The sequence below is a fragment of the Faecalicatena faecalis genome (genome assembly GCF_012524165.2).
Classification (GTDB): domain Bacteria; phylum Bacillota; class Clostridia; order Lachnospirales; family Lachnospiraceae; genus Faecalicatena_A; species Faecalicatena_A faecalis.
In genome coordinates this window covers 52,993-74,695 of record NZ_JABACJ020000011.1, presented here as the reverse complement: position 1 = coordinate 74,695, position 21,703 = coordinate 52,993, and the positions used below count along the sequence as shown (strand labels likewise).

Below are 21,703 nucleotides of genomic sequence, written 5' to 3'. Positions count from 1 at the left end.
ATGGATAGAAGAAGCACACCTTATATAAGTGTATTTCTTTTAACTTTCATCATGTTCTCCTTTCTTTTTGGCTGCTCCGGCAAAGACAATAATATCTCCGATGCATCCGCCTCTGATCAGAAAAAAAGAGAGAGCACGCTCCAGATTCTAGCTCCCCAGGCCAGTGGAACTGTCGTATATGGCAATGAAATTGTTTCTATAGATGCTTCCAACTCAAGCGACGGATATGTCATGGTCCAGTATAAAGGAACCGTCGACAAAGTAAAGTTAAGGATCACTGTTCCCGATGGTACGATCTACACCTACACCTTAAGAGGCAGCTCCTATGAGACTTTCCCTCTGACTGGCGGTAATGGAGGATACCATCTTGAGATTCTGGAGCATGTAAAGGACAACTCCTATGCCATTGCTTTCTCTCAGGACATGGATGTCACGATTGCTGATGAGTTCAAACCATTTTTATATCCCAACCAATATGTCTGGTTCACAGAGGATTCCAAGGCTGTTAAGCTTGGGAAAAAGCTGTCCGGCCAGTCGACAGACGATTTAGATTATGTGAAAAATGTTTATCATTATATCATAGATCATATTTCCTATGATAAAAAGAAGGCCGAGGACACTCCGACCGACTACCTTCCTAATCTGAATGAGACCCTTGATACAGGAACTGGGATCTGTTTCGATTATGCCTCCCTAATGGCTGCCATGCTGCGTTCCCAGTCCATTCCAACGAAACTGGAGGTGGGATATTCCGGCGAGGCCTACCATGCCTGGGTAAGTGTATACATCAAAGGGAAGGGCTGGATTGATAAAATCATCCAGTTCGACGGAAAGAACTGGTCCCTGATGGACCCAACCCTGGCCGCCAATAACAGTACAAAGGCCGTAGGGAAATATATTGGTGACGGAAGCAATTATATCGTGAAATATTCTTATTAGAAGATAATGGAGGACACATTTATGGAGAATCAATTGCAGGCAAAGCCATTTTCAAATATAGAGGTCTCCTCTTTCTGCGGGCAGATTGCCCTGATCTTAAAGTCAGGGATTTCATCCATTGAAGGGATTACCATTATGCTTGAGGATGCCTCTTCTGCGGATGAGAAGCAGATCTTACAGGCTATTTTAGAAAATATCCAGGAGACCGGAAGTCTCTATCAGGCATTGGACGCTACCGGGCTATTCCCTGCCTATATGCTCCATATGGTCCAGATCGGTGAGGAGACCGGAACTCTGGATGAGGTAATGACCGCACTTGGCGACCACTATGACAGAGAAGACTCGATTGCCAAAAGTATTAAGAATGCCATTACCTATCCACTGATCATGGCTGGGATGATGGTCGTTGTCATTCTCGTCCTCCTTGTAAAGGTCATGCCGATTTTTAACCAGGTGTTCATCCAGCTTGGTACTGAGATGACTGGATTTTCCCGGACTCTGATGAACCTGGGCAACGCAATTAACCGGTATTCCATCATATTTATTGTAATTCTCGTGATTATTGCGGCCCTCATTCTATATACGACACGGACAGCCCGTGGAAAACGAACTTTTCGTAAGCTTGCCTATCACTTTAAGTTCTCAAGAGCCATCTATGAAGAGATCGCTGCCTGCCGTTTTGCAAGCGGTATGGCGTTGACTCTAAGCAGCGGACTGAATCCAGAACGCAGCATGGAGCTGGTGACCGCATTGAATGAAGATAGTGATTTTCAAAAAAAGATAGACCGCTGCCAGGAGCTTATAAATGAGGGCAGTGACTTATCAGAGGCACTTTTTAGTGCAGGTATATTCACCGGAATGTATGCCCGGATGGCTTCCATCGGAGGCAAGACCGGATCTATGGATCAAGTCATGAACCAGATTGCAGGACTCTATCAGGATGATATCGATAACCGGATGAATAATGCACTGGCCGTACTGGAGCCGACCCTGGTAATCGCTCTTTCCCTGATCGTCGGAGTCATACTGCTGTCTGTCATGCTCCCGCTGATGGGCATTATGTCAAGCATCTAAGCACATAAAGGAGGTACTTATGGCACGTTTTCAATATCAGAAAAAACAGAATACATACCGGAAGTTCCTTCTATCCGTCTGTGCCTTTTTACTGATTATTGTACTGTTCTGCCAGGGAATTGAATCACTTTCCTCCAGTTCCATAAGACGACAGAAGGAAAGCTTGGAAAATGCACTGAACCGCAATATCACATACTGTTATGCCGTAGAAGGGGCCTATCCTGAAAGCCTGGATTATCTAAAAGAGCATTATGGGCTGACATACGATGAGGACCGTTTTTTCGTAGACTATAAGGTCATCGGCTCGAATATCCTGCCGGATGTGACCATTATTGAGAAAGGAGACTGATCATGCGCTTCCGTACACAGAGAAACCATATGATTGATTTTTTGTTCCCTGTGGCGTTGTTCTTCGTATTTGCAGTATCGGCTTTGACAGTCATCCTGCTTGCTACGAACATCTACCGCTCCACAACAGAACGTTCCTCACTGAATTATACAGCAGGTACTTCTCTCTCCTATATCACAGAAAAAATCCACCAGGGAGATGAGAAGGGGAATGTTTCCCTTGGGACCTTTGACGGGCATGATGCCCTGATATTAGAGCAGGAATACAGCGATGAGACTTATTTCACTTATATATACACAGACCAAAATGAATTAAAAGAATTATTTGTAAAAGATGGTGTGCAGACAGATGCTGCCTCTGGTAAGACGATCCTGCCAATTAAATCTTTCACGATGAAAGAAGCTGGAAACAGTTCTTTTTCTTTCACCTGTATTGACCAGGACGGACAAAAGGCATCCTCCATTGTAAGTATAAGGAGCACCTCTGACAGCGAAAGGAGTTCACAATGATACGCAGAAACCGCGCCAAATCTTCCAGCCTGTTCCTATTGGAACTGATTCTTGCGATTTTATTCTTTTCTATCGCAAGTGCTGTTTGTGTGCAGTTTTTTGTAAAATCCCATCTGCTGAGCCGGGACGCAAAGGCATTAAATGCGGCGGTCACGGAAGTATCCAATGCGGCAGAACTGATCGATGTCTCCGACAGCATCCCTTCTGCATTGGAACTGCTTTTGAACCAGTATCCCGATGCCAGGACAGACAAGACAGCCAGCATGTCCATCTATTTCGACCAGGATTTTCAAAGCTGTCCCAAACAGGATGGAGTCTATGTCTTGACCGTTGATTTAAGGACAAAAGACCAGATGCTTTATGGAAAACTAGATATGAGAAAGTCCGACGACAACAGCAGCATCTATTCCCTGGATATTTCACATCATCTGCAAAGGAGGGCCGGCAATGGAATCTAAGAAAAAATCAGCCCCATTTGTAAATATCGGTTCCTCCTCTTTACTGGTCATCTTTCTGGTCCTCTGCCTGGTCACATTTGCCACATTATCACTTTCTAGTGCCCAGAGCGATTATAAATTCAGTAAGAGACTGGCTGACCGTAGGACCGCTTACTACACGGCTGCCAATGAGGCAGAGGAGATCCTCGATGCCATTGATGCAGTCCTCACCGAGAGTTACAAATCCTCACAAAGCACTTACTACCATGAAGTCCAAAGACGTCTGTCTGATTTTACTTTTGAGAATGCAAAACAAGGCGGAAATAGTACAGAATTGGAATTAGATTTTTCTACAGATTCGCCTACTGTCGCCTATACTGTACCAATCAGTGAGAAGCAGGCCCTATCTGTCATACTGACACTTGTTCCTGGCAAAAATGCTGATGAGGGGCTTTACAAGATTCGTGAATGGAAGGTCGTTTCAACAAAAGAATGGAGCGGAGACGATACGTTAAACCTCATCCAATAGGAAGAGATCATGAATTTATTATTATATAAGGAGAATTTGTATCAATGAGCGCAAAATCAATCTTAGAACAAGCTGTTTCGGCAGGAGCTTCCGATGTGTTTATCGTAGCCGGCCTCCCTGTCTCATATAGAATCAACGGAGTCATCCACCGGGAAGAGGAGGAGCGTCTGCTTCCACCAGATACCGAATCCTTATTGGACGAGATCTATCATCTTGCAGGTCATCGGGATATTCACCAGCTTCACCAGCATGGAGATGATGATTTCTCATTTGCGATTCAGGGCGTTTCCCGTTTTCGTGTAAGTGCTTACAAACAGAGGGGTGCTCTCTCTGCTGTCATCAGGATCATCACCTTCCAGCTTCCAGATTATAGAGAGCTTGGAATACCCGACTATATCATGCAGCTCGGTAACAACGGCAAAGGGATGGTATTGGTCACTGGGCCTGCAGGAAGCGGGAAGTCCACTACCCTGGCCTGTATCATCGACCAGATCAACCGAACGAGAGATGAACATATCATCACTCTGGAGGATCCGTTGGAATTCCTCCACAGACACAACCGCAGTATCGTGAGCCAGCGCGAGATTAACGTAGATACTGACAACTATGTCACTGCACTGCGGGCCGCCTTAAGGCAGAGCCCTGATGTGATCCTTTTAGGTGAGATGCGTGATTACGAGACGATCAATGTCGCTATGACAGCAGCGGAGACAGGACATTTACTCTTCTCCACGCTCCATACCATCGGTGCTGCGAATACGATTGACCGTATCATAGACGTATTTCCATCGAATCAGCAGCGGCAGATTGCCGTTCAGCTTTCCATGGTCCTGAATGCCGTTGTATCGCAGCAGCTCGTACCGACGGTAGACGGCAAGGTCACCCCCGCATTTGAGATTATGACGGTGACTCCTGCGATCCGCAATATGATCCGTGATAACAAAGTACATCAAATTGACGGAATCATCTACTCATCGGTAAAAGAGGATATGGTCTCCATGGATTCCAGTCTGCAGAAGCTCTGCCAAAATGGTGTCATTACAAAAGAAACTGCTCTGACCCACGCAACCAATCCTGAGATGCTCGTAAAAAAATTATAGTTTCCCTTCTCTGTTTTCTGGAGGGGCCTATAGACGGCCTTTTCCCGGAACCAGAGAGGGGCTTTTTTTTGGCTCCTCTTTTTCTGGATCTCTTTTTTCTGCCGCATGCAGAAGGACAAAAATCTCATGTGCGAGGACAGGAAATGCTGCCAGTATAATCAGGCCTCCCCATTCTCTGAATGAAAGTGCCGCAGTCCCGAACATGACAGTCAGATACGGTACTTCCGTGACCGCAGCCTGGAGAAGGAACCCGACCACAAAGGATGCCGCCATCACCGGATTAAAATCTCGTTTCCTGGAAAATACCGATGTATGCACATCCTTCATTCCCAACGCGTGAAAAAGCTGAGACATTCCCAACACAGTAAACGCATACGTCTGCGCTCTTGTCAGAACTTCTGCTGACTGAAACACTGCCGATATATTTGCCAACGTAAAAGCCTTCTGCTGCTGGGCCAGGATTTCCCAAGGCACCTTTAAAAATGCCGTTAAACTGATCGCTGCAATCAGACATCCATAAAAGATCGTGCAGGAAATCCCTCCATTGGAAAACAGACCTTCCTTTGCCTTTCTCGGCGGCCGCTTCATGAGTGCCTCTTTATCATTCTTATCTACCCCCAGCGCTAAAGCCGGAAGGGAGTCTGTAATCAGATTGATCCACAGGATATGGCTGGCTTTTAAAGGGGACGCCATCCCCATAAGAACAGCGGTGAACATAGTAATGATTTCCCCGAAATTGGAAGACAAAAGAAACAAGACCGTCTTTTTGATATTTTCATAAATACTGCGTCCCTCTTCAATCGCCTTTTCAATCGTTGCAAAATTATCATCGGTCAATATCATATCTGCGGCATTTTTCGCAACATCTGTCCCTGTGATTCCCATTGCAATTCCAATATCCGCCATTCTCAGAGATGGAGCGTCATTCACACCATCTCCAGTCATTGCTGCGATATTTCCTGTTTCTTTCAAAGATCTCACGATCCGCACCTTATGTTCCGGGGAGACCCTGGCAAATACACTGACCTTCCCCAGCCTTTCTTTCAACTGTGCGTCAGATATATGCTCTAACTCATCTCCAGTGATACACTCGTCCATTTTCTTTGCTATCCCCAGCTCCCTGGCAATTGCAAAGGCCGTATCAATATGATCTCCTGTTATCATAACCGTCCGCACAGAAGCCTGTTTGAAGCGTTCAACTGCAGCTTTTGCCTCCGGCCTGATAGGATCGATCATCCCTGCAAGTCCTGCAAATGTCAGACCATCCTCCTGTACATCCTTTTCTCCCCTTCGAAATGCAACAGCCAGAACTCTCAATGCCTGTGCTGAAAAATCCTCCACGGTCTGTCGAATCTGTCTGCGGTGTGAATCAGTAAGAGACTGTACCCTCCCATTAATCAGGATTTTTGTACATTTGTTAAGAAGTACCTCCGGCGCTCCTTTTGTATATGCAATGAACCCCTGGGGCCCGCGATGAAGTGTAGTCATCATCTTTCTCTGTGAGTCAAATGCCTTTTCCTGAATCCTGGGCATTCTGATTTCTAAAGCTTCTTTCTTAGACCGTCCCTCTAATGTCTTGTTCTCACTTCCTGAATGATAACTCTCTGCGAACCTCAGCAGCGCCAATTCTGTAGGGTCTCCCAGTTCCTCCTTTGAAGTGATCACCGCATCATTACAGAGCAGCATCCCTTCTGTAAACTCATCCGGCATGTTGGGTGCAGCCTGACTGCATTTGTAAACATTCTGATTTACGAAATACTTCATGACTGTCATTTTGTTCTGCGTGAGTGTCCCTGTCTTGTCCGAACACACAACATTTACTGCTCCTAATGTTTCCACTGAAGGCAGTTTACGTACGATTGTGTGGACCTTTACCATCTTGGAAACGCTCATTGCCAGGACGATGGTCACGATTGCCGGTAACCCTTCCGGTACGGCCGCCACGGCCAGGGAAATGGCAGTAATTAACATTTCCAGGATGTTTCGTTTCTGGAATACAGCAATCCCAAAAAGAACCACACATAATAGGACAGATACGATACTGAGTATTTTTCCTAAATCAGCCAGCTTCCTCTGGAGCGGGGTATATTCCCGGGGCACGTCATTGATAATCGAAGCGATCTTTCCGATTTCTGTCTCCATGCCGGCCCCTATTACAATTCCTTCCCCTCTTCCGCCCGTCACCAGGGTAGACATGAACGCCTCATTCTTCCGGTCACCTACTGGCAGAGGCTTTACTGCCTGAAAATCCGCATCCTTCGTTACCGGGAGAGATTCTCCTGTCAGAGCGGATTCTTCAATCTTTAAATTCCACGTCCGTACAAGACGCAGATCAGCGGGAATCTGTACCCCGGCCTCTAACAGCACCAGATCCCCTTTGACAAGCTCTGATGCAGGTATCTCCCGAGCCGTTCCTTCCCTTCTAACCACGGCTTTCGGGCTTGTCAGCTTTTTCAGCGATTCGAGCGCCTTCTGCGCTTTTCCTTCCTGGATGACTCCCACCGTCGCATTCACAAGAATCACAACTGTAATAATGATTGCGTCACTGACTTCTTTTAATAGAAACGACACCAGCGCTGCAACCAGCAGAACACAGATCAGTGGATCATTCAACTGCTCCAGAAAGGACTCTGCCTTCGTCTTTTTCCTGCCTTCTTTTAATACATTCGGTCCATAGTTTCCCAAACGTAGTGATGCTTCCTGTTCTGATAGCCCCTTCTCCCTGTCTGTATGTAATAAATCCGATATCTCTCGTACTGATTTTTCCTCAAACAATAAAAACCTCCCCTTTCACGTTTGTACGATGGCTGAGTGAATCCTCATTGCTGTGGATTATCAGCATGTCTAATGTATCGTATGCGTGAAAGGGGAGGAATAGTCCACCTTTATGTATTACTTATTATACCAATTCTTTTACCTTTCCACCTCTGCCTGCTTCCAAACCATCTTCTTAATCCAAAGGTACCATACTATCCAAACTCCTACATACAACAGATAAATAAAAGCCTCTGCCCCCAAAAAGCGAACCATCTCTGTTGTTGTATACAGACGGGCCTTTATTGTAAGTATACTGAACGCGGCTCCTCCGCAGATTCCTATAACCAACGGCAGTATCACAAACTTTTTCATCTGTCCCGCCAGTGCCTTTTTCCTGTCTTTTTCCCTCATCCCCAGATTTTTAAGAAAGATATTCTGCCAGTTCAGCTCTCTCATCTCTGATTCGAACTTTACATAGTATTGGAAAAATCCCATTACCAAAAGTAATAGTATCACAAATGCATATACTATTTTACGGAAAAGAATCTCTGTCTCCGTGTTGATTATCATCTGCCGTTTCTCGTAAAACTGTTGAATGGAATCATCCCACATTCTGTCGTACTGGTATTTATCCTCCAGAAACCTCATACTCTGCATCATTCCATCCCGTTCTTCATCTGGTACATTCAGGCAGATTAGCTGTGTGGGCCCTTCCGTCATATTAGAGGTATTGTATAACGCATAAAATCTCCAATCCTGAAAGGACGCATCTTCCCTTAACGTCCACTGCTTTTTATTATAATCAGACACCTGCTGATAAGCCTCCTCAAAGTATGAGTCGTTAAATACAATCAAATTATCCTGCATTCCCTGATAAAAGGTCCCTGTTAAGATATCTCTTTCTTCACTTTTTACATCCCATATCGGAAATATCCGTTCAAAATTCGCCGTATTATAATATGATAATGGCTGGCCAATTCGAAGATGTTTATTTACCCGATTCGTATCCCAGTCTATGGTATGAGCCTTAACAGATAGATCCTGTTGATATACAATGTGTACTTCTTTTCCATCTAAATTCAGTTTTTCTGGTACTTTTCCCAAATATTCATTTAATTGATCATATGTCGATTCTGATATGGCAATATGCTGTCCCTGGGGCCATTGAATCGGGCGCTGCCCAAACCATGGATTTAACTTGTCAGATCCATACAATGAAGTCATTCTGAACATAGGATAAGTGTGTACTTCTGCATGGTGCTCCTCTGCATTTTGGTAGATTTGATTTAAATCAGCTTCATATGCAGTACATACAATATCGTACGGAAACATTCCAGGTACATCCTGCTTTATGGCTGCACCGTTAAATTGCACAACAAATACAGATAGAACAAAAAAGTGAATGATTGATAAATAAAATAAGTTCCATATACTTTTCCAATACCGATAGTAAAAGGGACGATTTTCTATGATTTTACAATAATATTTATCTTTGTTACATTCCAGTCTGTTCAAAAAGCAGGTCACGCTTCCAATTAGAATAAGAAGTATACCTATGGAACTCAAAATGTGGATATATAAAGTTTCAGCCCAATTTCTTGAACGGAGCCAACACATGGCAATCATAAAAAGAACGACTCCGATTGCAATCAAAAGCAATGCAAATTTCTTTTTCCGCTTTTCTTTCTGCACCTCTTTATTCATCTCATCGGACTTTGCCAGGTTCAATATATTTTCCTGATTGAGTCCAAGCGCTAAAAGAAGAACTATTACATAGACCAGAAAACTAATTGCGATTGTTCTTCCCGAAATAACGGATGCCAGAGTAATAGGAACCCCACCATGCTTGAGGCTGCTCTGACAGATTCCCCTGACAATATATGAGGTCACAAATCCTCCCGCCATACCTGCCATGCCTGCCAAAAAAGCATTCCAGCCAAATATGATCGCAAACATCAGATAAACGGTCCGGCTGCGCATTCCAAGAATCACTAATAAATGGTTCGACTTTTTCTTATCTTTAATATAATAAGAAATAATTAAAGTAAGCATCAGTATGTTGAACACGACAATCAATAGCCCTGCCTGCTGAAAAATCTGGACCAGTCCGCTGCCTGTCACCAAATCTTCTTTTCCATGTATCTGTGATGTTAACACATACATGGAAAGCATTGTATAAATACATGTTCCGCTCAAAAAGCATCCGGCGCGCAGAATGTTCAGGCCTTTCCTTTCATAGACCGTGTTCTTTCTGATTATCTGAAAAAATTCTGCCGGATATCTTCCCGGAAAATATCGGATTCTCTTTTTTTCCGCCTTCTCTGCCTTTTCCTTGGCTTTCTGGATTTCATATGCCGCATTTATCCTGTCTCGCTCCTCTAACCAGCGTGCGAACATAAAATCAAAGATAACCAATACCAGGTTTATCAAAAAGTATGGCTGCATACTTATCGCGTATGTTCCTAATCCAATCCCTGATAAATACCCAAAAAATTTAGGCGACTTATTTTTCTGAAGTAAAATGCTCCGAACAAAATATAATATATTCGTAAGCAGAGCCGGAACTAATGTAAAAAACTGCAGATAGGTATTGGCATCTCCATCTAAACCCTGCCCATCCTTTAACTCCAGGATATAATCCCAAATAGAACAAGGTCCCCATGGTGAATACAATTTTTGAAATATCAATAAAAAAAAGATGAGATATCCACAAACTATTTTTAAACGCTTTATTTTCTGTTCTACCGGCATATTCTTTCCCCCTCAGTCTTTCTTGACACGAGTTGATTTTATTGGGTACTATCGTTTTGGTAAAAATTCATCTCAATTATGATTTATATATTTTCAGAATTTATTTTAATATAATCTAATATTACAGAATTTTCTTTCATTTTTCAACTTTTCCGAACAAAAAACTTCTCTTTCTTAATTTAATATTTCGCGTAATTAAATTCTCGATAAAAACAGGTGCATTTCTTTCCATTTCGCCCTCCTTATAATTCATAAGTATCACTTATAATCTGACAGGCCATTTCACTATTACGAAGCCAAATAAAACCGTATTCCATGTGTCACATATTGTGGTCAAACATTTTTATTCCAAATTATGGAATTTTTATAGCCTTCCTTTTATGATTTGAATATATCCAAATTGGGGGGTAACTATATGACTTTATTTTCAACAATTCTCTCTGAACACATTAAGACAAAAAATATACGGATACACCAATTGGCTCAGTATTGTGGTGTAGACCGCTCTAATATGTATAAAATCATAAACGGTAAGAGAAACCCAGGCTCCGAAGAACTGGTACAAAAAATTGCCGACTTTATGCGTTTGACACCAACAGAACGCAGAGAACTTCTGGAGGCCTATGAAATTACAATCACCGGCTACGAGACCTATTATAGACGTAAAAACGTTCAGGACTTTATCAGTAATTTCTCCATGAGAAAGGAAGAGACATTTGATTCCTCTCCCTACTTTTCTTCAACTTTAGATTACTCACAGTTCACTGACACACTTTCTATTAATGGTAAAACGAAACTGAATCACGCCTTATACGGAATCCTGGCCTTAGAATCCCAAAAGAAGGACGGACATATAAAGCTGCTCTTTCAGCCGGATTCTGATGATTTCATGGACATTCTTGCCTCTATCAGCAAGAATAAAAAGAATTTAAAGATTGATCATATTATCTGCTTGAATAATACAGATAATATTACTTCTGATAAGCGGGATTATAACCTCTCCTGCCTGCAGAAAATTATTCCTATGTATAACACCTGCCTTTGTGATTATACGCCGTTCTGCTATTATGACAGCATAAATTCACATAACAGCAATTTTAATCTGCTTTCCTCTCTGATCATTACTTCAGAGTATGCGATTACATTTTCGCCGCAGCTTCAATATGGGATTTTATTTACTTCGAAGAGCACTCTGCAGAAATTCTGTTCCATTTTTGATGAACTGAAAGCAGAGACCACACCTATAGTGTGTAAGATTGATTCTATATTTACGCAATTTGAATACTTTAATAACCTGAACCTTGGAGAGAAGGCGGGATATTCCTTCCAACAGGAACCCTGCGTCATGCCTATGGTCCCCCTCTCCTTTCCAGAAAAGTATCTCGTGAGTACACTGCCGGACAGGAAAAATTTTGTAATATCTGTAAAAGAATATATCCAGCAGAAATCGGAGATTTTAAAGACTTTGTCTACACATTTTATTTTTACGGAGGAAGGAATCCGTAATTTTCTACAGACTGGAAGACTCTCTGAACTGCCCGACTCAATCTATATACCGATTGAATATTCAGACCGGGTATTAATCATGAGAAATCTGATCCATGCATGTCAGAACAACAACTATGTTATGCTGCGTCCAGATGCCCCGATTGCAAACAGCAATCTATGCATCTATGTCACCGTACATAATGGATATCTGCTGTTCTCTTCTAATACCAAAGACCTGGTCTATCTGAACTTAGAAGAACCGAGCCTTCTGCATGCATTTTACGACTATCTGAGTTCTTTGGACGAAAGTCTTTTCTATCCTACAGAAGAAACAGTAAAAATATTAAAGAATCTTCTGAAAAAGAAATAAAATCAGCATCAACGGAGAAAGTAAAAAAGGCCCCTCCTCCTCGAGCAAAGCTGAAAAGCTTCTGGCTTTAATGATACTTTCTCCGTTCTGCAATTTCAATGCTCCTTAACTCGGCACGGTAGGTATTCACAGCCGTCCTGCGAAGAACAGCCGCAGTCTCTCTGAGCGTATTACTATGCTGCCTGATCAAAAGATTGATCCTCTGCCCTTTCCTGCAGAAATCTCCTGCATTTTCTCCTTCCCATGCATTCCTGATTCCTTCCAGTGCATCCTCACAATTTTGTTCTTCTAAAGCTTTTAGCTGACGTGCCAGTCTATCCAATTCATCTGCCTGTCTCAAGGCCCTCTTGTAGTTCAACTGGATCTCATTTCTTCCTGTCATTTCATTCCCCGCCTTCCTTTTCCTTAATCGTCAAAATGGGTATACCATATCCGCCTCACTACTTTCCGAACTCTGCTCGAAGCTTTGTATCTCCCACTTTTATGACATCCCCGGTATTTAGAAACACTGGTGCCTTTACTCTAGTACCATTCACGTATGTATGGTTACTGGAATTCTGATCTGCCAGACAAAGTCTTCCCTCCCCCTCGTAAACGATACAATGTCTTTTGGAAACCTTTGAGTCACCATCCAGCACAAGGCATGCGTCACTATTTTGTACCGGAACTCTTCCAATCTGCAGTTGTTTTCGAAAACGATACTGATATATCCGGCCCGTTGCCAGATTCTGAAACGAAATTTTCCATGTAGAATAGATGGGCCCATTGACATAGTTTGTGTCGTACTCCCGCAGGTTCCCGGAAAAATATTCCCCTTTCCCAGAACCGAGCATCTGCTTTTTGACATCTATTCCATTCTGCACGAGTATATTTTTTCTCTGGTTATGGTACTCCTTACGCTGTGCTTCCTTTCCTGATAACAGTTTTCGAATCGTAAACACAACGCATACTGTGATAAGGAGAAATAAAAAAATCATAAGAATCATCGCTTGTGTACTCATCGATTCCTCCCCTTTACACCCACAATTTCCTCTGCACTTTTTTCCACTTGTTCTGCCCTGACTGATGCACGCCGCAGAGCATCCTTCGCTAGATGCACAGTCTCAAATGTCCTCTCCATTTTTTCCTGCAGCAGCACAGCCTTTTCCACGAACTTTCCAGCACTCTCGCCCTGCCAGCCCTGTCTTAACTTGTGCACAATATCCAGATATGAATTCTCTGCCGTCTGTTTCAGCCTTTCTGCCGTATTCTCCAATCTCTGTTCTTCTGCCTCTGCAAGTTCAAAATCAAATTCTATCATATCCATTCCCCCGTCGAATCGGATGTTCAAAATCCGCCTCCTTGATGAGGCTAAAGAATCACATCGCAAGGCAGATCATAGCTAAGCTGCGCTGTCTGATCTGCGGCCTCCTTATAAATTCCGGCAATCTTCCTCAAATCTGTCACATTCTCCTGAAATCTTAAGAGAGCTTCCTCAATCTCTTCCTGATACTCCTGGTATTCTCTGCGGTGCGCGTCCCCTGCATCTCCCTCCCAATAACTGCGGGAGTTGGAGACAATCTCACCGACCTTACTGAAACGCTCCTTCACCGCCTGGATTTTCTGCTGTGCAGCATCTGCACGGGCCTCCAGGGCGGCCGTCTCAACCTTGATCCGAATCTGCTCCATGCTCGGTTCTCCTTTCCCTTCCACGTTTCCTGACTCTTATCATACCCGAATGCTGTCCACCAGATCCCCGATCCGATTCTCACAGGCCCGGTATTCCCGTTCTGCATATTCGATATGACTTAAGTATACAGACAGCATTTCACAGACAGACTGCATATTTTCGATATCTTCTGATACCTGATTCTGGAATGTATTCCAGGCCGGGCCCTCCCATGTCTGCCCTAATAACTGCATCTCTTCCGCAAGCTCCTTCACAACACCGCCGATTTCCTTGATCTCCCCCTGCAAGGCATCCCGGTCCTTGGAAAGCTGCTGCGTTGATATCCTGATATAACCACTCATGATCTCATCCTCCGCTGCTTCTTTTAAACGTCATTTCAAACTCCATATTCATTGAGCTTCCAATATCCGGTCGGACTTACCTTCTAGAATGTAAGCAAGTGTTCGAATCCAGCCAGCCCGGTAATCCGGCTGGTTCCAAAAACTGTCCTTGGATAAACGGTAAGTTCCAAATTGTAGGTATCTGAAATCCTGCCTTCTGTTTTTTTCCAAATGGCGCACAACTCTTCCAAACATGCAGAAAAATGCTGCAGATTCCTGATTTCCTCCTGCACTTCTTCTTGGCTCTTACGCAAAAGGTACACCGTTTCATCCGTATAAGCCATGTCCCTGATTCTGTGCTCTGACTGCTTTAATTCTTCCTCAATTTCCCTCAATATGGAAATCTGTCCAGACAGCCCCGTTGCGGCTGCCTGAACACATTTGAAATCAATGTAGCTCACGTATGCTCTCCCTGACCTCTCCTTAGATGATTACGTCTGAAGAAAGGCTGTTGGCATCCTCAGTGTTCGCTGTATCGGACTGTGCATAAACCTGTGCCATTTCTTCCAGATCACTGCTGTGCTCCTGAATCATGCGGACCATTCTCTGAATGTCATCCTCCAGCCCTTTGAACTTATTAATATAAGCGGTTGCTGCCTCTCCTTCCCATGTGGCGGACATTCCTGTGATCAGGTTCATCATCTCTCCTGTCAGGCTGTTGACTGCGGCCCCCTGGCTGCTGAATTCAGATGCTGTATTGGTTAATAATTGAGGTGATACTTTAATGATTCCTTCCATAATAAATTCTCCTTTTCTATCCGGTTATGATTTCGTTTCTTAAGGTAACTTTTTAGGACTAAAATCCTATTTATTTGTCCTCTCACTGGCAATCTCCACATTAGTGGCCTCTGCCTGGGCATATCTGGCAGCAATTCCTTCCAGCCTTTGTGCATAGACCTCAACTGCATTGTAGAAATTATCCATCTGCACCTTATCACTTGCGAATGCATTATGGAATGTTTCTCTTGCCTGTCCTTCCCACATTCCATTCAAGTTCGCCTCGGTTCCCTCCAATTCATTTACCTGGCTCTTGAACTGTGCATTTAACTGTCTTAAAGAATCCACCTTTGTTTTCAGGTCATTGATTGATACTGTAAAATCTGACATTTTCTATTCCTCCGTTTCTTATTTGCTTACTGCTGTATCTCTTTGATGAACTCATCATAACAGGTTTTCCCCTGAAATTTATATTTTCGGACGGACGGCATTTTTTCTGGGATAAATGACTCATATAAGGCCGTTTACACCAGTAAAATCCTGCTTCCTGTCTTAAGTCCGTTCTCCTGTGCGTTCTGATCCTGCATCAACTGTGTATGATTCTGTGCATTCCACATCAGAAAACGCTCCACATCTCCCTGTACCGCACACTGCTCCTTCTGGCAGATCATCTCTGTGATTTCAGTCTTTACCTCGCACAGCGGTACCTCCTCATCGATTCGAAAATCATACAATTTCCCCATCATAGGGATTTCGATCTCCACCGTTATCATCCTCTGCCTGCTCCTTCCATGCTTCAAATTCCTCCACTGTAAACAGCCTCAGCTTTATCGTATCGCTCTTTTTCCAATAGCGCTCACTCACGGCGACCCGCCCGGGCACTACATAACAGTAATATTCCTGCCCTCCCTCACTTTCATTGCGCCAGATAAAGGATGCCTCCGGTCTGCTTACTGCTTCCAGGACCTCCCGCAGGTCTTCCCGAATCAGGAACCGCTCCCCCGCCGAAAGGATCAGTCCGCTTTTCGCCAAGTGATGAAGTGCTTTTATCACCTCTGAATCTGTAAATTCCTTTTCTGGCATATAAACACCTTCCACTGTGCGGACTCCTAAGCTATGTAACAGAATCCGCAGTTCATCAAAGCTTAGGATAAATCCCTTTTCTATCATTTCCTCCACATGCTCACTCCCCTTTCTCCAGATAGGCTTTGACTGCGGGCTTATATGACCGCGATAAAGGAATCTCAAACTCATTTTCCAAAAGCAGACGGTTCTGTGACAGGAATACTTTTACGATTTTGTTTTTATTGACCAGAAAGCTTCTATGGCACCGCATAAATCCTTCTTCCAGTCTTACCTCCAATTGGTCCAGCGTATCATAAAATCCATACTCCTCCGTCTCTGTATTCAGATAGACACGCTTTTCCCTGGACTCAAAGAAGTATATATTCTCATAATCTACCAGGGCCCTGCCGCCTTTATGCTCCACAACGAATACCTTTTTCTCATCGGGACGATAGAACCGATCCAGATAGGTCCTTACCGCTTCTGACAAGACCTCTTCGATCTGCTGAAACGTCAACGGCTTTAGAAGCAGGGACTCTGCGCCGATCGTAGGACGCATATAGATGGCAGGCGAGATCTTCGGGCTCGCAATGAGAATGATATAGGATGAAGGGGTGAGCCGGCGCAGCTCTTTGGTCAGTTCCAGCGCCCCCTCCATTGTGATATCTACGCATATCAGGTCCGTCTTTATCTTGTTGCTCACCGTCTCCTCTAATTCTGCATAAGTGGCACACTGCAGCATTTTCCAGCTTTCTTCCGTCCATCTTCCTGCCAGGTCCTTGGCATAGCTTACGATATACTGTCTTTCCTTCTTCGATTCATCTGAAATCAACATCACAATCATGTTACATTTTCGCCAGCGGGACCACTACCTCGATCCCTACGCTTTCCTCCTCTTCGTCAGGTACATAGCCCATTCCCCGTTTTGTCGCCTTGGACTGCTGTGCAAAGGACAGATTCTGGAAATTGAAAATCTTCTGTGCCTGCAGGTTTCCTCCCAGATGTATGCCCTTTTTATAAGAAATATAGGAATGATATGCTTTATAAGCAGACATAAGTGCATGATCCTCCGCTTTTAAGCAGCCGATGAAATAAATATAGTGCATGCTGCCCTTTTCCAGGATATTTTCCAGAAAACCGGACATACTGCCGACTCCCTCTCCCGGCTTATATGCCATCTTGAAAAATGCAGCCAGGTCGGAAATGAAAATAAAAATAGGTGTTTCCCTGCTCATCTGTGCAAATACCTCTGCTTCCTCCATTCCTTCTTCTATCAGTGCACGCTTCTTTTTATTCCGTGCCGAAAATTCCGGCAGAAGCCTGGATAGATAAGCAAATAATTGGGCGGAATCTGTAATATATTCTGCCTGATATTCTTCTGCCAGCTTCTTGAGTTCCGAGGTTCCATTTTCTATGATGCAGAGATCCCCCTTCTTCTGAAAAGCACCATAGAGCATCGCTTTCAGAGTGTTTGTCTTTCCCATTCTGCTCTTTCCAGAAATGAGATAACAGTAATTGCGCATTAGATCCATACAGTATACCGATGCATCCTCCATACGGTAGCCAAATGGCAGGAGCCCTCTATTCTGAACTGCCTGGACATAAGAAGGCTGTTCAGACAGCATTCCCAGTGTAGGATTTTCAGGAATTTCAGGAATTGCCGTTGCACATCGGCCGTCCCAGTCCGTACTCATCTCACGGCAGTACTTCTCCAGAGCCTGCCCTCGTTCAAAGTCATCTTCTGCCGGAATGCTTAAGGCCGTCTGGAATTCCAGCACTCTGCCGTCCACTGCGGCAAGCCCTCTTCCTCTGACATCCGTCTCAGGAAGAATAGGAAGCCGGGTCATCCGCATGACCTCCATATACTTGAATTTATCCGCCTGCTCCAGTGACAATACCGTTCGAATGTTATCTCCGATGCGGGATGGAATCTCTGCCATCCCAAAGCCTGCTGCCGTGACCATCAGGAACATCCCATATCCCACGCCCTCTCTTGCAAGCCTTAAGATCACATCATCATACTTATTCTTCGTCTTTTCCCGGAAAGCAGCAAAGTTATCCACAACGATCAGCACTGCCGGGAGTTTTATCCCCACTGCCTGTACATATTGGCTGTAGTTTCCCCCCTGAAGCAGCTTTTTCCGCTCATCCATCATCTGGATAAGCATGTGGATAAACCTGGCAGTCTTCTCCTCCTGTTGATCAAAGATCACGCCTCCCACGTGCGGTGCGGCTTCAAAAGGCGCCAGCATGTGACTGCTGAAATCTAACAGGTACATCCACAGCACGTCCGGCGAATACCTGCTGATGAACGAATAGACCAATGTCTGTAAAAAAGTGCTCTTTCCGCTTACCACAGAACCACAGACTGCATGATGCCCATCCTGTGAAAAACTGATAGACAAGGGCCTCTGTGCCTGTCCCTCTGGATCATCATAGAGTCCGATCAGACTTTCCAGCTTCCATTTTGGAGACATTGAAGTCCACTCATGATTTTTGTAACACTTCTCTTCGAATCCATCCAGCTCGGACAGATATATCTTTGTCTTTAGAACAGGAAGCCAAAGCTGCATCGTCTTTCCATAGCTGCCCTCCTGTGCCATTTTCCCCAGATATGCAATGACTGCTTCTAATTGTGTCGTCTGCTTGACGTTATGGGCCTGCTTTTTGTCTGCTTTCTTGTGATGTCCGCCGATCAGCTCTGCCTTCCCTGTCCGAGTCAGCAGTTCTGCCGCAGAGGATTTCCTGCCTTCCCCCTCCTCAAAGGGAGCTCCGCTGTAGCCTGACTGGAACAATTCGTAAATCTCATCATTGCCCACCTGAAGATAGCACCGGCCCGCCTGTGTAATGAACGCCGCATCCGGTTTATGCAGCATATCGCTGCTGTCCTGGCGGTCCTGCACCCTCAGGCAGAGCCGGAACTTTGAGTTGCTCCAGATATTGTCATCCACCGTACCGCTCGGCTTCTGTGTCGCCAGAATCAAATGTACTCCCAGACTTCGTCCGACCTGTGCCACGCTGATCAATTCCTTCATGAATTCCGGCTCCTCACGCTTTAACTCCGCAAATTCATCAATGATGATCAATAAGTGAGGAATCGGAAGCTCTGCCTCCTGATTTTTATAGAGTCTTGTGTACAGATTGATGTTGTTAACGCCATATTCGGAAAATAATCTCTGCCTTCTTTGATTTTCACTCTTGATCGAAATCATGGCACGGCGCACCTGATTCCCTGACAAGTTCGAGATCTGCCCCGCCAGATGTGGAAGGTTGGAAAATAAGTTTGCCATTCCTCCACCCTTATAATCAATAATAAAAAAGCTGACGTCCTCGGGACTGAAATTTAGCGCAAGGGATAAAATCCATGTCTGCAGCGTCTCACTCTTACCAGACCCGGTCGTACCTGCCACAAGCCCATGAGGCCCGTGAAATTTCTCATGAATATCCAGATAACAGTCTGCATTTCCTGCCTTCTTACCGACCAGTGCCTTCATACTGTTGTAATTTCTGTTCTTCCGCCACCTCTCCAACACCTGAAATTCCTCTAAGGAGGAGACCCCATACATACTGAAAAAGTCCAGGCTGTTGGGAATCTCACTGTTACTTTCCGCCTCATTGACCCTGATGTTGGCAAGCGTCTGGCCAAATGCCGCGAGCTGGGATGAGGTCACCTGATCCGGCACGAACCGCTTTTTTTCATGCTCCGTATCCAGCAGGTTATAGAACCCCTGGAAATACCGGTCATTCTCAATGACCTCCTCACAGGCATTTGGAAGCTGCTCTAAATGTTCGACCATCAGAAATGTGGTGATGCCATATTCCGGTTTCGCCTCATATATATACTTCGCCAGAATTTCCCCTTCCAGAATCGCAGGGTCGGAGATAAATAACACATAATGAGGCTTTACAAACCGCCTCTTTTCCCGATTTCCATAGGAATCCTCCGTCTGGCTCCGGGAACGGATGATGTTGGAGAGTTCAAAAAAGACATCCCCTGTCTCCAATTCATTGCTCGCCATATAACGACTCTGCTTATCCTCAGACCATACATGTGGAAACCACTTCATACATTCCCAGTCTTCCCTGCGCCGCCTGTCACTTTCCCGATAGATAAAGACCAGCTTCACGTCCGTATAACAGTGCCCTGCAGTGATACCAGCGACCAGGGTGTGCATCATTTCCACTGCGCCCCGCTTTCCTTCTCCGCCGACCAGACCGATCAACGTCTTTTCCATCAGGGAAATTCCTACCGGAACCTGTTTCAATGTCTCAAATTCCTGGCGGATCATCCCCGGCTTTTCCAGGAGGGAATCATTGATCAGTGTAAATTTTTCCTTCGGAATCTGAATCTCTACCTGGAAGGGCTGCTCCCCGATTCCCAAACGCTGGTATAGAAAATCGCTGTGTGTATAATTCCGGTTCCACAGCTCGCTGCTGTTCTGACTGTAGCCCAGGCACTGCGCCGCAGACGGGTACATCTGCCTGAGTGCCGCCGCATTATGCCCGTATTTCTGCCGCAGGGTATCCGCAATCTGTATCAGATAATTACTGTACGCATTAAATCTCTGATTTTCCTCCTCCATGTTCTCTTTCTTGCTGTAATTCAGGTTCAATACCGCCCACACCACTCCGATCAGGGCGGATGTGACCGCCGTAATCAGCCCTGTGTACATGAACGCACTGGACGCCTGTCCTGAGAGCCTGGAACCAAAGATTGCAAAACCGCACCCCAGCATCATAGGAATCGCCATAGTAAATGCCGGACCGATCGTTAAATATACAGGCTTCTGTTTATTCTGCTTTGGATTCGGCGGCGCTTCGATCTCCACCGCTTCCTGATAGATGGAGGGCAGATTTCTGGGGGAGCGGTGAAAATATATTTCCTCCTTCCCCTTCCTCTGACGGTCCTCTGTCACTGTGACCGGCGCAATCTCAAGAGGTCTTAGAATATCCTCCTTTACAGTCATGGTTCCATAATAAGTACCCACTGCGAGAATATTTCCTAAGAATAGAATATGAAGTCCGAAGATATCAATGTGATCGCCAAAGTCCAGCCTGCGCTTTCCCTGGACCCGGATATTCTGGCAGAACACCCCGTTGCTGCTGGTATCTGACAAATACCAGCCATCCGTAGTATGTTCCAGTACCGCATGGGATGCCGATATCAGCTCCATGAACTGATATTGAATCAGATTCCCTGCCGTCTTCCCGATGGAGACTTCTTTCATCATACGGATATCGTATTTTTCCATGACCGGAAATGTCAGAATACAATCCGCTGTCAGAATCTGGAACCTGTCTCCCGATACTGTCTTAATCTCTATGATATCCTGGTGATGCAGAATATGACGCTCTTCCCGGACCCGGTCTATCTTTACATAGTACGCATCTGTACTGATGATCTCCCATCCCCGTGAAGAATTCTCCAGATGGATTTCCAAATCCTTTGCCAGCCGATAAATATCATGATGCAGATAGATCGTATGGTCTGCATCATGTATATTCGGAAGAAGGAACTCCTTACATATCTGTTTGTTATATACCATTAAAATCATAATTACACCCTATG

Annotated in this window: 22 protein-coding genes; 8 read left to right on the top strand and 14 right to left on the bottom strand. The window is 44.7% G+C overall.

The window, feature by feature from the left end; translation table 11 throughout:
* From HGO97_RS12500 to HGO97_RS12470, 7 genes are read left to right on the top strand one after another with little or no spacing between them, the layout of a single operon-like run.
* A complete protein-coding gene (locus tag HGO97_RS12500; RefSeq protein ID WP_216242126.1) occupies positions 1-939 on the top strand; it encodes a transglutaminase-like domain-containing protein in 939 nt (312 codons plus the stop codon).
* A gap of 21 nt (positions 940-960) precedes the next feature.
* The gene (locus HGO97_RS12495; protein ID WP_216242124.1) at positions 961-2,013 is read left to right on the top strand and encodes a type II secretion system F family protein; all 1,053 of its coding nucleotides are present in this window, start codon (positions 961-963) and stop codon (positions 2,011-2,013) included.
* 19 nt (positions 2,014-2,032) lie between these two features.
* Positions 2,033-2,362: a hypothetical protein gene (locus HGO97_RS12490; RefSeq protein WP_216242122.1), complete on the top strand. Its 330-nt coding sequence runs from the start codon at positions 2,033-2,035 to the stop codon at positions 2,360-2,362.
* 2 nt (positions 2,363-2,364) lie between these two features.
* Positions 2,365-2,871, top strand: a complete 507-nt coding sequence (locus tag HGO97_RS12485; protein ID WP_216242120.1) for a DUF4860 domain-containing protein — start codon at positions 2,365-2,367, stop codon at positions 2,869-2,871.
* Positions 2,868-3,329, top strand: a complete 462-nt coding sequence (locus tag HGO97_RS12480) for a hypothetical protein (RefSeq protein ID WP_216242118.1) — start codon at positions 2,868-2,870, stop codon at positions 3,327-3,329. The genes HGO97_RS12485 and HGO97_RS12480 overlap by 4 nt, the downstream gene beginning before the upstream one ends.
* On the top strand, positions 3,319-3,837 hold the full coding sequence (locus HGO97_RS12475) for a hypothetical protein (protein ID WP_216242116.1): 519 nt from the start codon (positions 3,319-3,321) through the stop codon (positions 3,835-3,837). Before HGO97_RS12480 ends, HGO97_RS12475 begins: the two co-directional genes overlap by 11 nt.
* A gap of 44 nt (positions 3,838-3,881) precedes the next feature.
* On the top strand, positions 3,882-4,937 hold the full coding sequence (locus HGO97_RS12470) for a type IV pilus twitching motility protein PilT (protein ID WP_216242113.1): 1,056 nt from the start codon (positions 3,882-3,884) through the stop codon (positions 4,935-4,937).
* Positions 4,938-4,964: 27 nt separating this feature from the next.
* Here the strand turns inward: HGO97_RS12470 and HGO97_RS12465 are convergent, their stop codons facing one another.
* The gene (locus HGO97_RS12465; RefSeq protein WP_216242112.1) at positions 4,965-7,712 is read right to left on the bottom strand and encodes a cation-translocating P-type ATPase; all 2,748 of its coding nucleotides are present in this window, start codon (positions 7,710-7,712) and stop codon (positions 4,965-4,967) included.
* A gap of 138 nt (positions 7,713-7,850) precedes the next feature.
* Positions 7,851-10,124, bottom strand: coding sequence for a hypothetical protein (locus tag HGO97_RS12460; protein ID WP_216242109.1), 2,274 nt, complete (start codon positions 10,122-10,124; stop codon positions 7,851-7,853).
* Between the two features lie 736 nt (positions 10,125-10,860).
* On the opposite strand from HGO97_RS12460, the gene HGO97_RS12455 reads away from it, so the two are divergent.
* Positions 10,861-12,303 carry a helix-turn-helix domain-containing protein gene (locus HGO97_RS12455; protein WP_216242108.1) on the top strand — a complete coding sequence of 481 codons (1,443 nt, stop codon included), beginning with the start codon at positions 10,861-10,863 and terminating at the stop codon, positions 12,301-12,303.
* Between the two features lie 67 nt (positions 12,304-12,370).
* Here the strand turns inward: HGO97_RS12455 and HGO97_RS12450 are convergent, their stop codons facing one another.
* From HGO97_RS12450 to essC, 12 genes are all read right to left on the bottom strand, one after another.
* Complete coding sequence (locus tag HGO97_RS12450) at positions 12,371-12,685, bottom strand: hypothetical protein (protein ID WP_216242106.1); 315 nt, start codon at positions 12,683-12,685, stop codon at positions 12,371-12,373.
* Positions 12,686-12,743: 58 nt separating this feature from the next.
* On the bottom strand, positions 12,744-13,304 hold the full coding sequence (locus HGO97_RS12445) for an FHA domain-containing protein (RefSeq protein WP_216242104.1): 561 nt from the start codon (positions 13,302-13,304) through the stop codon (positions 12,744-12,746).
* Positions 13,301-13,633 (bottom strand): WXG100 family type VII secretion target, encoded by a 333-nt coding sequence (locus HGO97_RS12440; protein WP_216242102.1) that lies wholly within the window; start codon positions 13,631-13,633, stop codon positions 13,301-13,303. The genes HGO97_RS12445 and HGO97_RS12440 overlap by 4 nt, the downstream gene beginning before the upstream one ends.
* Before the next feature lie 20 nt (positions 13,634-13,653).
* Complete coding sequence (locus HGO97_RS12435) at positions 13,654-13,971, bottom strand: WXG100 family type VII secretion target (protein ID WP_216242100.1); 318 nt, start codon at positions 13,969-13,971, stop codon at positions 13,654-13,656.
* A gap of 39 nt (positions 13,972-14,010) precedes the next feature.
* The gene (locus tag HGO97_RS12430) at positions 14,011-14,313 is read right to left on the bottom strand and encodes a WXG100 family type VII secretion target (protein WP_216242098.1); all 303 of its coding nucleotides are present in this window, start codon (positions 14,311-14,313) and stop codon (positions 14,011-14,013) included.
* A gap of 83 nt (positions 14,314-14,396) precedes the next feature.
* Positions 14,397-14,753, bottom strand: a complete 357-nt coding sequence (locus HGO97_RS12425) for a hypothetical protein (RefSeq protein ID WP_216242096.1) — start codon at positions 14,751-14,753, stop codon at positions 14,397-14,399.
* A gap of 22 nt (positions 14,754-14,775) precedes the next feature.
* Positions 14,776-15,090: a WXG100 family type VII secretion target gene (locus tag HGO97_RS12420; protein WP_216242094.1), complete on the bottom strand. Its 315-nt coding sequence runs from the start codon at positions 15,088-15,090 to the stop codon at positions 14,776-14,778.
* 66 nt (positions 15,091-15,156) lie between these two features.
* Positions 15,157-15,459: a WXG100 family type VII secretion target gene (locus HGO97_RS12415; protein WP_216242093.1), complete on the bottom strand. Its 303-nt coding sequence runs from the start codon at positions 15,457-15,459 to the stop codon at positions 15,157-15,159.
* Positions 15,460-15,593: 134 nt separating this feature from the next.
* Positions 15,594-15,815 (bottom strand): hypothetical protein, encoded by a 222-nt coding sequence (locus HGO97_RS12410; protein ID WP_216242091.1) that lies wholly within the window; start codon positions 15,813-15,815, stop codon positions 15,594-15,596.
* Positions 15,796-16,248: a hypothetical protein gene (locus tag HGO97_RS12405; RefSeq protein ID WP_216242089.1), complete on the bottom strand. Its 453-nt coding sequence runs from the start codon at positions 16,246-16,248 to the stop codon at positions 15,796-15,798. The genes HGO97_RS12410 and HGO97_RS12405 overlap by 20 nt, the downstream gene beginning before the upstream one ends.
* A 4-nt stretch (positions 16,249-16,252) precedes the next feature.
* Complete coding sequence (locus tag HGO97_RS12400; RefSeq protein WP_216242087.1) at positions 16,253-16,978, bottom strand: LytR/AlgR family response regulator transcription factor; 726 nt, start codon at positions 16,976-16,978, stop codon at positions 16,253-16,255.
* A gap of 1 nt (position 16,979) precedes the next feature.
* Positions 16,980-21,689 (bottom strand): type VII secretion protein EssC, encoded by a 4,710-nt coding sequence (gene essC / locus HGO97_RS12395; RefSeq protein WP_216242085.1) that lies wholly within the window; start codon positions 21,687-21,689, stop codon positions 16,980-16,982.
* Positions 21,690-21,703: the final 14 nt, after the last annotated feature.

What these genes read in the sequence shown, in the direction of transcription:
- HGO97_RS12500 (WP_216242126.1), top strand. Translation starts at nt 1, where the DNA reads ATGGATAGAAGAAGCACACCTTATATAAGTGTATTTCTTTTAACTTTC.
- HGO97_RS12495 (WP_216242124.1), top strand. Translation starts at nt 961, where the DNA reads ATGGAGAATCAATTGCAGGCAAAGCCATTTTCAAATATAGAGGTCTCC.
- HGO97_RS12490 (WP_216242122.1), top strand. Translation starts at nt 2,033, where the DNA reads ATGGCACGTTTTCAATATCAGAAAAAACAGAATACATACCGGAAGTTC.
- HGO97_RS12485 (WP_216242120.1), top strand. Translation starts at nt 2,365, where the DNA reads ATGCGCTTCCGTACACAGAGAAACCATATGATTGATTTTTTGTTCCCT.
- HGO97_RS12480 (WP_216242118.1), top strand. Translation starts at nt 2,868, where the DNA reads ATGATACGCAGAAACCGCGCCAAATCTTCCAGCCTGTTCCTATTGGAA.
- HGO97_RS12475 (WP_216242116.1), top strand. Translation starts at nt 3,319, where the DNA reads ATGGAATCTAAGAAAAAATCAGCCCCATTTGTAAATATCGGTTCCTCC.
- HGO97_RS12470 (WP_216242113.1), top strand. Translation starts at nt 3,882, where the DNA reads ATGAGCGCAAAATCAATCTTAGAACAAGCTGTTTCGGCAGGAGCTTCC.
- HGO97_RS12455 (WP_216242108.1), top strand. Translation starts at nt 10,861, where the DNA reads ATGACTTTATTTTCAACAATTCTCTCTGAACACATTAAGACAAAAAAT.
- HGO97_RS12450 (WP_216242106.1), bottom strand. Translation starts at nt 12,685, where the DNA reads ATGACAGGAAGAAATGAGATCCAGTTGAACTACAAGAGGGCCTTGAGA.
- HGO97_RS12445 (WP_216242104.1), bottom strand. Translation starts at nt 13,304, where the DNA reads ATGAGTACACAAGCGATGATTCTTATGATTTTTTTATTTCTCCTTATC.
- HGO97_RS12435 (WP_216242100.1), bottom strand. Translation starts at nt 13,971, where the DNA reads ATGGAGCAGATTCGGATCAAGGTTGAGACGGCCGCCCTGGAGGCCCGT.
- HGO97_RS12430 (WP_216242098.1), bottom strand. Translation starts at nt 14,313, where the DNA reads ATGAGTGGTTATATCAGGATATCAACGCAGCAGCTTTCCAAGGACCGG.
- HGO97_RS12420 (WP_216242094.1), bottom strand. Translation starts at nt 15,090, where the DNA reads ATGGAAGGAATCATTAAAGTATCACCTCAATTATTAACCAATACAGCA.
- HGO97_RS12415 (WP_216242093.1), bottom strand. Translation starts at nt 15,459, where the DNA reads ATGTCAGATTTTACAGTATCAATCAATGACCTGAAAACAAAGGTGGAT.
- HGO97_RS12410 (WP_216242091.1), bottom strand. Translation starts at nt 15,815, where the DNA reads ATGATGGGGAAATTGTATGATTTTCGAATCGATGAGGAGGTACCGCTG.
- HGO97_RS12400 (WP_216242087.1), bottom strand. Translation starts at nt 16,978, where the DNA reads ATGATTGTGATGTTGATTTCAGATGAATCGAAGAAGGAAAGACAGTAT.
- essC (WP_216242085.1), bottom strand. Translation starts at nt 21,689, where the DNA reads ATGATTTTAATGGTATATAACAAACAGATATGTAAGGAGTTCCTTCTT.